We start from the raw sequence: 12,250 nt of genomic DNA, 5'->3' as shown, positions 1-12,250 counted from the left end.
CCCGTCTCCGTACCGCAATTGCTTACTTTCACTTACTAAATCCGTCCTATGCGCCTGCTTTCCCTGCTGTTGTTCCTTACCGTAGCCCTGCCCGCTCAGGAAGTTCTGGAAGATTCGATCCGGTCGGTGCTGGAGGAAGGCGTGGCCGCCGGTGCCTTCCCCGGTGCCCAGGTGCTGGTATGGCATCACGGTAAGCCCCTGCTGCACGTCACGGCGGGCTACCATACCTACGAACGGCGGCGCCCTACGCGACCCGATGACGTGTACGATCTGGCATCCGTAACCAAGACCAGCTCCGGACTACTCGTACTGATGCAACAGTACGGCGAGGGAAGACTCAACTTAGACACCCCCGTCGGTGCCCTCTTCCCGGAACTTTACCGCACCGACAAGTCGGATATTCCCCTGCGATCGGCCCTCGCCCACCGGGCCGGCCTGTTGCCCTGGGTTCCCTACTGGCAGACCACCCTCCGCAGTCAGGCGCGTTACCCCTGGAAGAAGAAGTGGGATCCGGCGCAAACCAACGATTACCGTTTTCGGAACCGCACCATCAAACGCGACAGTTCGCGTCGCTTTCCCATTCGGCTTACCGACGATCTGTGGTTACACCGCAAGTACCGCGAACGTCGCATCTACCGGGCAATCCAAAAGTCTCCCCTCAAGCCACCCGGTGACTACGTCTACTCCGGACTGCTGTTTTACCTCTTACCCGACTACGTAGAGCGGACGACCGGAACGGACTACCGGGAATATTTGCGGGAGCATTTTTACGATCCGTTGGGCGCTACCACCCTGGGTTACCGGCCGCTGGACCGGGGCATTCCACTGGACCGCATCGTGCCGACCGAAGTAGATACCTTCTTCCGCATGGACACCCTGCACGGCGTGGTGCACGATGAAGGCGCCGCCATGATGGACGGCGTCAGTGGCAACGCCGGTCTGTTCTCCAACGCCGAAGACCTCGCCAAACTTTACCAGATGCTCATGAACGGCGGCATCTACGAAGGGCGGCGGTACCTGACCGAGGAAGCCGTGCGGGAATTCACCCGCTACCAGTACCCGGGAGAGGGAAATCGGCGCGGACTGGGCTTCGATAAACCCCTGCTGGAATACAATGCCGCGCTCAGTTCGGTCGCCGAAGCGGTCTCCCCTACGAGTTTCGGCCACAGCGGATATACCGGAACCTTCGTGTGGGCCGATCCGGAGCACGAACTGTTGTACATTTTCCTGAGCAACCGCGTGCACCCGAGCCGGGAGCGACGCGCGATCTACGAACTGGGGATCCGTCCCCGGATTCAGGAGATGATCTACTCCTTTATAAAGCGTAACGACTCCGCCCCCGATTCCGAGCGCAACCGCAAGTAGTAACTACCGGCCGGCAGCGCGGAGACATCCAGCCGCGGTCCCCGACCTTCGTAGACGACCACGCCGTCGCTGCGGTACACGGTCACACGTTCATCGTGGCCGACTTCGCCACTCAGCCGCAGCTTACCCGTAGTGGGATTGGGGTAAAGTCGGAGCAGTCCGCTGTCGAGCCGTACCAAGACGGGTCCGAATGTGGTTTCCGTACCGTCGTGATCGACTTGCCGCAACCGGTACAGATTCTGCCCCGGAAAGGGTTGGTGGTCGATTAGCACGTACGTACCGTCCCCCGCCGGCACCCTACCCACCGTTTCGTAGCTCACCCCGGCCTTGCTGCGCTCGACGGTAAATTCCCGGTTATCGGCTTCGTAGGCCGTTGTCCAGTCCAGGCGCACAGCATCGTGGAGGGAGGTCGCCGTGAAGGAGAGCAGCGTTACCGGCATGGCTTGCTGAGTGCACGGGGAGGAGGTCGTGCCGGCCTGCCGCGTGGAATGTGCGTGGTAACCGCCGTCCAGGTTACCGTCCGGGAAGAGGGATAGCGACTCGCCGGCGGGGGCGTCCGTGAAGTCGACCTGCGCCACTACCCGTCCGCGGCCGTCGCGGAGGATCACCGACTCTTCACCCCGGTCGTTGAGGCCCAGAAAACCATTGGCGGTACCGTAGTTGCATTCTTCGCCGATCGTGCCCGCCCCCGCGAAAATGGTAAAACTCTCCCCCGGTGCCAGTTCCGCTCCGGCCGGAAAGGTGTAGCGGGAGCCGGAATTCGAGGCGTCGTGCAGGGTGTGGCCGCCGACCGCCCGCGCCTCGGTGCCGGCGTTATAGATCTCTACGAATTCATCGGCGGGGGAGACCACTCCGTCGCCGTTGACGTCCTCGGCGGGGGAGGCAAGCACTTCGTTAATAACCAAATCGCTGGGAGCACACTGATCGGTGGGAAACTCGAGGGGGAGGCGAAGTGCGCAATCTCCCCCGCTCACCTCCAGTTCGTAGGAATTTCCTTCCCGCAAACCCGTAGCTTCGATCCGGCCGTCCGGGTACAGGGCGGGATCGTCGCCGCCGACGCTTTCCGCGCCGGGAATGTTCACCACTACGCCCGTCTCCGCACCGGAATACGGGATCACGACGCGCAGGTCGTCCGCGCCGTCCGTAAAGCTCGCGCAATTGGCGGTTGGTTCTCCCAGCCGTATGCCGCAACTGGCGGCGCAGCTCCCCGACTGCCCCGTGGCGATCACCCGCACGTTGTCGATACCGGCCACGTCATCGCCGTTCTGGTCGAAGAACAGGACCAGGCGTGCCGTCTGGGCGGTACCGGGAATAGTTACGGTATCCGAAATCCAGCCGAGCGTGGATACCCCGCCCCCGTTCTGCCCGTCTACGAGAACTTCCGTACGGTCCAGAAATCCATCCAGGTAAAGTTCATAACCAAAATCGTCACCGCCGTCGTAGCCGACCACATTGTAGTCGAAGACAAAGCGGGCGCGGGTGAGGTTACAGATCTCCCCGGGGTCGAAGGTCAGCCGGCTTACCGCCCTCCCGGAAATCGCGTTATCGACATCGCGGGCGGCCCAGAAAAGACTGCCGGTGGTAGGTCCGTCGATTCCGCGGATACGCTCCACGGTATTCCAGGTGGGCAGACTACCCGTTCCGTAAGGGTTCACGTCCGTGGTGAACGGCAGGTTTTCGTCGGGGCTTCCCTCGAAACTTTGGTAGAACAGGGTATCCTGGGCGGGGGCGCGGGTGCCGGGCCAACCGGCAAAGAGCAATAGCCAGAACAGGGGGTAAGAGTAACGCATTGTTTTTTTACGCATAGGTAGCGGCGGCCACTCCACTGGGAGTGGAGTTGCGTTAAATCTTATCTTCGCGCTCCGTATGATATTTCAGATCAGGGAAGACGAGCGCAAAATTTTCGAGGTCATTGGTCGGGCCGCCGAAGAGTTGGGCTATCCCACTTACGTGGTGGGGGGATACGTCCGCGACCGCCTGCTGGCGCGCCCGAGCAAGGACCTGGATATCGTATGCGTGGGCAGCGGCATCGACTTGGCCCGGCGGGTGGGCGACTGCCTCCATCCCCGTAGCCGGGTAACCGTATATAAGCGGTTCGGGACGGCGGCACTCAAACACCGCGACATGGAGATCGAATTCGTGGGCGCGCGCAAGGAGTCCTACCGCTCCGATAGCCGCAAGCCGACCGTGGAATCCGGTACCCTTGCCGACGATCAGAACCGTCGCGACTTTACGATCAACGCGCTGGCCATCAGCCTGAACGAACACGACTACGGCACCATCATCGATCCCTTCAACGGACTGGAGGACCTGGAGGCTAAACGCATCGTCACCCCCCTGGAGCCCGGCAAGACCTTCAGTGACGATCCGCTGCGGATGATGCGCGCCATCCGGTTTTCCACCCAACTCGGCTTCAAGATCGACCCCGTCACCTTCCGCGCGATCAGTGAACACCGGGAACGCATCAAGATCATCAGTTGGGAACGGATCGCTACCGAGCTGAACAAGATCCTGCTGGCATCCCGGCCCAGCATCGGGCTCCGTATGCTGGATAAGAGCGGACTACTCGAGTATATCCTCCCCGAGCTGGCCGCGCTGAAGGGGGTGGAGAGCCGTAACGGACGAAAGCACAAGGACAACTTCATCCATACCACGAAAGTGGTCGATAATCTTGCCGAGCGCAGCGATGACCTGTGGTTGCGGTGGGCCGCGCTGCTGCACGACATCGGCAAGGCCCGCACGAAGCGGTGGGAGGCCGAGGCGGGCTGGACCTTCCACGCCCACGACGCGGTGGGGGAGCGAATGGTACCGAAAGTGTTTCGCCGGCTCCGCTTACCCAACGACAAACTGAAGTACGTGCAGAAATTGGTGGCCCTGCACCAACGCCCCATTTCCCTTACCCAGGAGGAGATCAGCGATTCCGCCGTCCGCCGTATTCTCTTCGACGCCGGAGAAGATATTGACGACCTGATGACGCTTTGCCAGAGCGACATCACCAGCAAGAACCCCCAAAAGGTGAAGCGGTACCTCGAAAATTACGAGGGTCTACGGCAGCGCATGGGCGAGATCGAGGAAAAGGACCACCTACGCAACTGGCAGCCCCCTATCACGGGCGAACTGATCATGGAAACATTCGGCATTCCGCCCAGTCGGGAAGTCGGATTGATCAAGGACGGAGTGCGGGAGGCTATTCTGGACGGCGAGATCGCTAACGATTACGAAGCCGCGTATGCTCGGATGGTAGAGGTTGCCGCGGGGCTGGGCATCGTGCCCAGCGATAAGTAGACGGTTGTTCCCCCGGAAAGAACCCTGGCGGGAGGGAAAATCGTCTGTTTTAGTGAAATATTAACAATCTTTTCTGCCGCACCCCACGGTCGTGGGGTGGTGCCCCCCCACCCCCTCCCCCTATCTTTGACTTATCGAAGGGAACGGTGCAACGTTCTCCTCGTGTTTTTCCAAAAAGCGTGTTCATTGATTTTGGCGGCCGGGATTGTTGGTTTTCCCCCCGCCCGATTTTGAAGGTTTGTATTATAATCCCTGCGCTTTAGCGCACTAAATTCCAGTTATTTCGGTAGTTAGAAAGCTACAATTTAAGGTCCGTGCGAAATTCGCACGGGCCTTTGTTTTTTATGCCGTTCCGCCAGAAAGAATAACAGCACCAACACGTATTCTATTGCCACCAGCCAGAGATTTTCCCGGTAGGGTTGGGCTACGTAGCTGGTATAGGTAAGCATGATGAGGTAAGACCAAGCCAGGGGAAACCGCCAGCGGGTAAAGCAACACAGCACGATGGGGAGGCTCAGATACCACGGATGCACCGTGGTCGCGCACAGTAAGTAGATCACGAAAGCGGCCAACCAGAGCCCGGGCAGGGATCGCCAATCGGTGGTCCGGTCGCCAAGCGCGACCATGAAGATCAGTGCCGCCGCCACCCGGGCCAGCAGCGGACCGAAGCGCGCGATCTGATTCCAACCGAGTTCGTAATAGCCGTAGGCCCGGGCCAGGTAGTACAGACTGGCATTAAACTCGAATTTGCGGAAATACAGATCGAGGCTCCCCCCGAATCCACCGACCACCTCACTACCCGCCAGCAGGGGCAGGAACAACACAACGATCCCCAACCCAAGCGTCAGGAAGAATACCCAAAAAGATCGCTTCCATAGCCGCCGCAGAAGGAAGGGGAGGAACATCAGGGGCAGTAACTTGCTGGCTATCGAGCACGCCATGGCACCCGCGGCCCCGCCGTATCGGCTACGCGTCAGAAGTCGCAGGGAGAGTAGCAGAAAACAGATCATCATGCCCTCAAAGTGGATGTTACCAACGATCTCGGTGATGATGAGGGGGTTGAGCCAGTAGTACAGCAAGCGGAAGCGGGGCAGACCAAAAGCGGGCAAAAGCTGCCAGAGCAAGGCTAGTGAACCCAGTTCGGCCAGCAAGAGAAAGACTTTCATGACCACCGCCGCCCCGTACCAACTCTGCGGACTGATCCAGGCAGCCACCGTAAACACGGCCTGCGCCAGCGGGGGATAGATGGAATGATACTCCGGAGAGTTCAGCCGTTCGAAGAGTTGCCGGGATAGCCCCGGAACTCCGTTGCCCCCTTCCAGGTAGTAGGCGGGGAGGTGAACGAAGGGGTTCTCGCCCGCGGCGACCAGGCGACCGTCCCAGATAAAGCGGTACACATCGTCGCTCAGCAGGGGGAAGGCAAAGATCAGCACCAGCCGCAGCGCAATGCCGAGTCCGATCCAGTAGGGTAGCTGCGACGAACCGCCCCGGACGAGCAGTACGACCAGATATCCGAGAAAGGCCACCGTAAAGGCCGTGAAGAGGGAGACGAAGTCCGAACGATCTACGCCGAACCCCAGGTACAAGACCCCGGCGGATTGCAGGATTCCCCCCACTGCCCTACCGGCCCGCCGCACTAACCCTTCACCTTTGCGGCGACCGCCCGGGCCACGTTCTGACCGTCCATGGCCGCACTGAGAATTCCTCCGGCAAAGCCCGCCCCCTCCCCGCAGGGGTACAGCGAGGCGGCCTCCGGATGCTGGTAACTATGGCGATCGCGGGGGATGCGCACGGGCGAGGACGTTCTGCTCTCCACCCCGATCACGTTGGCTTCGGCCGTGAAGTAGCCCCGCATTTTGCGGCCGAAGTCCTGCACACCCTGCCGTAGACGATCATAAATGCCGGCCGGCAGAAGATCGTGGAGGGGAGCGGTGTGCAGACCGGGAATGTAGCTGCTCGCCGGAAGGTCACGGGAGATCTTGCCGGCCACGAAGTCCGGCAGCCGCTGGGCCGGTGCCTGTTGGGTCCCGTCGCCGCTGGCGAACATGGCCCGTTCGACGGCTTCCTGAAAGGCTAAGCCGGCAAAGACGCCCGCCGCCGCGTAGGGCGCCAGGTCCTCCACCTCTACCGCAACAACGGTACCGGAGTTGGCGTAGGGACTGTCGCGGCGCGATAAACTCATGCCGTTGACCACGATCTCCCCGGGAGCCGTGGCGGCGGGCACGACCAAGCCCCCCGGGCACATACAGAAGCTGAATACCCCCCGTTCCTTTACCTGGGTCACCAGCTTGTAGCTGCTGGCGGGTAGGTTCTCCTCCCGTTCGGACTGGCCGTACTGGATCCGATCAATCAGCGATTGCGGATGTTCGATGCGTACGCCGAGGGCGAAGGGTTTGGCCTCCAGCCGGATGCCGTGACGGTCCAGTAAGTGGTAAACATCCCGGGCGGAGTGGCCGGTAGCCAGGATGTACGCCTCGGCGACTAGCCGGTAGGTACTGCCAAAATCGTCCGTCACGAGCAGAGCTCTTAGGTCCTGATCGTATTCCAGATCCGTCAGCCGGTGACCGAAGCGGATCTCCCCCCCGTGGGCCAGGATGGTCTCTCGCATATTGGCGACCACCTGCGGCAACTTATTGGAACCGATGTGTGGGTGGGCGTCGATGAGAATATCGGCCTGCGCGCCATGGTCGACCAGGGTACGCAGCGCCTTGAGGTAGTTGCCCCGCTTGAGGCTACGGGTGTACAGTTTTCCGTCACTGTAGGTACCGGCCCCGCCCTCTCCAAAGCAGTAATTGGAATCGGGATCCACCTCCCCGAACTGTTGGATCGCCCGCAGACTGCGGCGGCGGGAACGCACGTCCCGGCCCCGTTCCAGCAGGATGGGCCGGAGTCCGAGTTCGATCAGCTCGAGGGCGGCGAACATACCGGCCGGACCGCACCCCACTACAACTACGGGGGGAGCATCGCTCACGTCGCGTAGAGACAGGGTCGGGGGTGCTTCCGGGGCGGGCCCCTCCTCCGCACTCCTCACTTCTACGCGCAGGCGGTAGACGGGGTGGGAGCCCCGGGCGTCGATGCTCCGCCGGTCCACGATGACCTCACCGATCCGTTGTTCGGAAATTCCCTTACGGCTGACGGCACGCCGGAGAGCCTCCGGATCGTGGAGCTCGGCGGGGGGAAGCTTTATTTCTAAGGTGGTCGGCATGGAGGGCGAAGTTACGCACTCCCGCCGACGGGATCACTTACCGATCCGGCGGTACTGCCCGTCACCGGCTACGGTAAAGTCTTCGGGGACGTATACCACGATCACCACGTTTTCGAAGGCATTAGCTTCGGTGCCCTTCACGGCGCGGCGGGTCTTATCGAAGCTCACGAGCGCCATCTGGTCACCCTCGACGCGGGGTTTGAGCAGATAACGGTTCTGGCGCATGTAGAAATCGAGAATGTCCTGTTTGACGTTCTTGATCTCGACGCTGGTCTCGATGAGGAGATCATCACCGGGCCAGCTACGGTACTCGACCTGGTCCTTGGGATACACATCGAACGATAGCAGGTTAACCTGGTCGACGTCGACGGTCCGGTGGAAAATGTCCGCTGGATCCTGTGCAAAGGATGCCACGGCACAGCCCAGTAGGGCTAGTGTTATGAGGTAACGCATAATATGTATACTCCAGTTACTGCGTGAACGGGGCGCGAGGTTGGTTTCTTGTGCCCACTCAAAGCTGAAAAAAATAATCCTACCCGAAGGTAGTCAATTCATCGCTCCCCACGGACTTCGGTTACCTTTTTCGGCTCGGTAGCGCCGGGCAATTCCACGCCGAGGTACACCAAACGATAGCCCCCCGCGTCGACGTCAATTTCCTCCGGGTGGGCCGAGAGCACCTGGAGCGTGCCGTCGGGGGCCTTGATGAACAAGGGCACCGAGTAGCTTTCCCGGCTCATTTCCAGCAGCAGGTCCAGATATTCACGCTGGCTGAAGAGTTTGCGCTCGTGCACGATACCGGCCTCCCGGTGAGCTTCACTCATGTTGATGAAGTCATCCGTCCGACTGAAGATGTGCTCCGCATCGCTCGGCGCTTCCTCGGCCTTCATCTCTTCGGCGGTGATCAGGCGGTAGGCCCCCCGTTCTCCGAAGATGTCCTCGTACCGGGTGATGGCGTAAGCGTTGACGTCGTCGCTGCCGGTCAGGGCCAGCATGTAGCCGACGTCGAGCAGGTCGTACTCCTCGCTGAGGTCAGAATTATAAATGTTGGCGACGATCGCCCGCAGCCCTTTCTCCTGGGCGCGGCGAATGTTCTTAGCGTTGCTGTCGACCAGGAAGACCTCGCGGCCCTCCCCCTTGAGGTATTCCCCGATGGTGATGGCGAAGTCGTTTGCGCCGAGAATCAGTACCCCGCTGGAGGTATCCTGAATAACGCCGAGCAGACGGGCTACGAAACGGGCGGTCGTAGCGTTGATCAGTACCGTACCGAGCACGATCATGAACACCAGTGGCGTGATGTATTCCGCTCCCGGCACCCCGTCGGCGGCCAGTTTGAGTCCGAACAGGGAGGCAATACCGGCGGCGACGATGCCCCGGGGGCCCACCCAACTGATGAAGAGTTTTTCGTTAAAGCTCAGATTACCGCGGGCCGTACTGGCAAACACGCCCAGCGGCCGGAGCACCAGAATAACGACCCCGAACAGCGCGAGGGGGCGCCAGTCTTCGGTCAGCAGGCGCAGTTCCGCCATATTCATGTTGGCCGCCAGCAGAATGAAGAGGATTGAGATGAGGAGCACGCTGATGGACTCCTTGAAGGAAAGAATCTCCTTGATGCGCGGCACGTCCTTGTTTGCCAGCACGAGCCCCATCACGACGACGGCGAGCAGTCCGGACTCGTGGGCCAGCTGGTCGCTCGCCACGAAGACGAAGAGGACGAACGCCAGAATGAAAACGTTGAGCAAATAGTGGGGCACCAATTCCCGCTTGATGATGTGGAACAGTCCGTAGCCCGCCAGGAAACCGAGGGTGCCGCCGTAAATGATGATCTGTACGAAGGTGCGCACCGCCTCTCCGGTAAAGCCGAGGCCGTGGTCCGTGGAGCTGATAAACTCAAAGACGAGGACCGCCACCAGTGCCCCCAGAGGGTCGATCAATATGCCCTCCCACTTCAGCACCGTACTCACGTTCCGATTCAGGGGGATATTCTGTAGGATCGGCGCGATTACGGTAGGGCCGGTCACGATGATCAGGCCGGCGAAGAGAAAGCTGACACTCCACCCCAGATTCATAATGAAGTGGGCCGCCAGCCCCGCCCCGATGAAGGTGATGAGGCTGCCGATCGAGATGAGGCGCAGTATGGAGCGTTGCGTCTCCTTTACTTCCCGGAACTGCAGCGTAAGCCCCCCCTCGAACAGGATGATACCGATGGCAAGACTGACGAAGTAGAACAGCGATTCTCCCGGAAAAAGTCCCCGCCCCTCGCCCGTATCGCCGGCTACGGTGAAGATGGGACTGATGAGTTTACTCCCGTCCGCGGTGAAGAGGGTCGACAGCGGACCCACCAGCAGCCCGATCACGATGAGGGGCAAGATCGCGGGAACCCTGACGCGCCAAGCGAGCCACTGGGCGAATATGCCGAGTACAATAATTCCCGCTAATTCTTCCATGTAAGGTGTGCTGGCGTTCCGGAGGCCTTAAAGTTAAGGCTATCCCCCCAGTATGCTTCCCAGTCCGCCGGGCAGCATATTATCCATCATGCCGCCGGCCTGCTGTGCTTCGTAGGCGGCCGCCTGTTCGAGGGCGCGGTTGGTGGCCACGACCACCAGGTCTTCCAGGGCCTCCAGATCGGAGGGGTCGACCTGCTCGGGGTCGATGCTCACATTGTGAATGGTGCGGGTGCCGTCGCAGGTAACCTTCACGGCTCCTCCGCCGGCCTCGGCTTCGAAGGTTTGCTGGGCCAGTTGCTCCTGCATCTTGGCCTGCATCTCCTCCATCTGTTTCATCATATCTCCGAACATGGCTAGGTCGTTTGGTGAACCTATAGAAGGAAGGGGCGGGCGGTTTAGTTTGCCGGGTTCGCCATTCTTTGCACTTGTCCTACCTTTGGCGGTCACCAAAACAAGCTGACATTATGGGTCTACTCGACGGAAAAGTCGCCCTCATCACCGGCGGATCCCGCGGCATCGGGGCCGCTCTCGTTCGTTCCATCGCCGCGGCCGGCGCTAAAGTGGCCTTTACCTACCGCAGCTCCGCCGGGCCCGCCGACGCGCTCGTGGAAGAATTGGGGGAGAACGTACGGGCGTACCAGAGCGACGCTGCCAACTACGCGGAGGCCGAGCAGCTCGTCAAGACCGTCGTAGCGGACTTCGGGGGACTTCACATCCTCATCAACAACGCCGGCGTCACCCGCGATACCCTCATGCTGCGCATGAACGAGGAACAGTGGGATACGGTCATGGATAACAATCTCAAGTCCGTCTTCAACCTCACCAAACACGCCATGCGGACCATGATGCGCGGCGGGGGCAGCATCATTAATATGTCGAGCATCGTCGGCATCCAGGGCAACGCCGGCCAGGCGAATTACGCGGCCAGTAAGGCGGGTATCATCGGCTTCAGCAAGTCGATCGCTAAGGAAATGGGCAGCCGCAACGTTCGTTGCAACGTCATCGCGCCCGGCTTCATCGAGACCGATATGACCGACGAACTTCCCGAGAAGGTCCGGGAGGGTTACCTGGCTAATATCCCCTTGAAGCGCTTCGGCAAACCGGAGGAGATTGCTAACGCCTGCATCTTCCTGGGCTCGGACCTGGGCAGCTACGTGAGCGGACAAGTACTATCCGTCGACGGCGGCCTGTCGTAAGCCGACGTTCGGGGCCGGGGGGGAAGCGTATCTTTACGCAAATTTTCGTCTTTGTCTACCCCCCCGGTTATCGATGTCATCATCCCCGCCTACAATGAGGAGGCAAGCATCGGGCGGGTCGTGGGTGAACTGCCCCGCCACCTGTTGCGGGACGTTATCGTGTGCGACAACAACAGCCGGGACCGTACGGCTCAGGTGGGCGCGGACGCGGGTGCCGTAGTTGTACGGGAAGAGCGGGCCGGGTACGGTAGTGCCTGCCTGCGGGGTATGGCATACATCGCCCGGCGGCCACCGCACGAGCATCCCGACATCGTCGTTTTCATCGACGGTGACCACAGCGACTACCCCGAGCAGTTACCGGAACTGGTTGCCCCAATTGTAAACGACGGCTATGACCTCGTGATCGGATCGCGGGCGCTCGGCGAATCCGAAGCGGGGAGCATGACCGTACCTCAGGTATTCGGCAACTGGCTCGCGACGAATCTTATTCGGCTGTTTTACGGTTACGCCTTTACCGACCTCGGTCCGTTTCGGGCCATTCGTTACTCCACCCTCGTGCAATTGGGAATGGAGGATCCGGATTTTGGCTGGACGGTAGAAATGCAGGTGCGAGCCGCGCGGGCCGGTCTGCAGTGTACGGAAGTACCCGTTCGTTACCGTCGGCGTATCGGGGTCTCCAAGATCTCCGGTACGCTGCGCGGAACCATCCTCGCCGGTCACAAGATCCTGTGGACCATCTTTAAACTGATTTGACG

10 protein-coding genes are annotated in these 12,250 nt (G+C 60.6%); 4 read left to right on the top strand and 6 right to left on the bottom strand.

Annotation, left to right across the window (positions count from 1 at the left end; all coding sequences use genetic code 11):
• Positions 1 to 48: 48 nt before the first annotated feature.
• On the top strand, positions 49 to 1,365 hold the full coding sequence (locus NMA52_RS16200; RefSeq protein ID WP_254828750.1) for a serine hydrolase: 1,317 nt from the start codon (positions 49 to 51) through the stop codon (positions 1,363 to 1,365).
• Here the strand turns inward: NMA52_RS16200 and NMA52_RS16195 are convergent.
• Positions 1,308 to 3,155 carry a lamin tail domain-containing protein gene (locus NMA52_RS16195; protein WP_254828749.1) on the bottom strand — a complete coding sequence of 616 codons (1,848 nt, stop codon included), beginning with the start codon at positions 3,153 to 3,155 and terminating at the stop codon, positions 1,308 to 1,310. The two genes, NMA52_RS16200 and NMA52_RS16195, sit on opposite strands and share 58 nt — an antisense overlap.
• A gap of 76 nt (positions 3,156 to 3,231) precedes the next feature.
• Between NMA52_RS16195 and NMA52_RS16190 the strand changes: the two genes are divergently transcribed.
• Positions 3,232 to 4,650 (top strand): CCA tRNA nucleotidyltransferase, encoded by a 1,419-nt coding sequence (locus tag NMA52_RS16190; protein ID WP_254828748.1) that lies wholly within the window; start codon positions 3,232 to 3,234, stop codon positions 4,648 to 4,650.
• 305 nt (positions 4,651 to 4,955) lie between these two features.
• Here the strand turns inward: NMA52_RS16190 and NMA52_RS16185 are convergent, their stop codons facing one another.
• From NMA52_RS16185 to NMA52_RS16165, 5 genes are all read right to left on the bottom strand, one after another.
• Positions 4,956 to 6,236 carry a glycosyltransferase 87 family protein gene (locus tag NMA52_RS16185; RefSeq protein ID WP_254828747.1) on the bottom strand — a complete coding sequence of 427 codons (1,281 nt, stop codon included), beginning with the start codon at positions 6,234 to 6,236 and terminating at the stop codon, positions 4,956 to 4,958.
• A 50-nt stretch (positions 6,237 to 6,286) separates the two neighbouring features.
• Complete coding sequence (locus tag NMA52_RS16180; protein ID WP_254828746.1) at positions 6,287 to 7,855, bottom strand: NAD(P)/FAD-dependent oxidoreductase; 1,569 nt, start codon at positions 7,853 to 7,855, stop codon at positions 6,287 to 6,289.
• A 33-nt stretch (positions 7,856 to 7,888) separates the two neighbouring features.
• Entirely contained in the window at positions 7,889 to 8,308 is a 420-nt protein-coding gene (locus NMA52_RS16175) for a hypothetical protein (RefSeq protein WP_254828745.1), read from the bottom strand.
• Positions 8,309 to 8,406: 98 nt separating this feature from the next.
• Positions 8,407 to 10,299: a sodium:proton antiporter gene (locus NMA52_RS16170; protein WP_254828744.1), complete on the bottom strand. Its 1,893-nt coding sequence runs from the start codon at positions 10,297 to 10,299 to the stop codon at positions 8,407 to 8,409.
• A 39-nt stretch (positions 10,300 to 10,338) separates the two neighbouring features.
• Complete coding sequence (locus NMA52_RS16165) at positions 10,339 to 10,650, bottom strand: YbaB/EbfC family nucleoid-associated protein (protein ID WP_254828743.1); 312 nt, start codon at positions 10,648 to 10,650, stop codon at positions 10,339 to 10,341.
• A gap of 113 nt (positions 10,651 to 10,763) precedes the next feature.
• Here NMA52_RS16165 and fabG point away from each other — a divergent pair, with 113 nt between their 5' ends.
• Both fabG and NMA52_RS16155 read left to right on the top strand, forming a co-directional pair.
• Positions 10,764 to 11,495, top strand: coding sequence for a 3-oxoacyl-[acyl-carrier-protein] reductase (fabG, locus tag NMA52_RS16160; RefSeq protein ID WP_254828742.1), 732 nt, complete (start codon positions 10,764 to 10,766; stop codon positions 11,493 to 11,495).
• A gap of 51 nt (positions 11,496 to 11,546) precedes the next feature.
• The gene (locus NMA52_RS16155) at positions 11,547 to 12,248 is read left to right on the top strand and encodes a glycosyltransferase family 2 protein (RefSeq protein WP_254828741.1); all 702 of its coding nucleotides are present in this window, start codon (positions 11,547 to 11,549) and stop codon (positions 12,246 to 12,248) included.
• Positions 12,249 to 12,250: the final 2 nt, after the last annotated feature.

The organism is Lewinella sp. JB7, assembly GCF_024297185.1.
Lineage (GTDB): Bacteria > Bacteroidota > Bacteroidia > Chitinophagales > Saprospiraceae > Neolewinella.
Note: the sequence above shows the minus strand (reverse complement) of the source record. Positions and strands in the feature narration are given on the sequence as shown.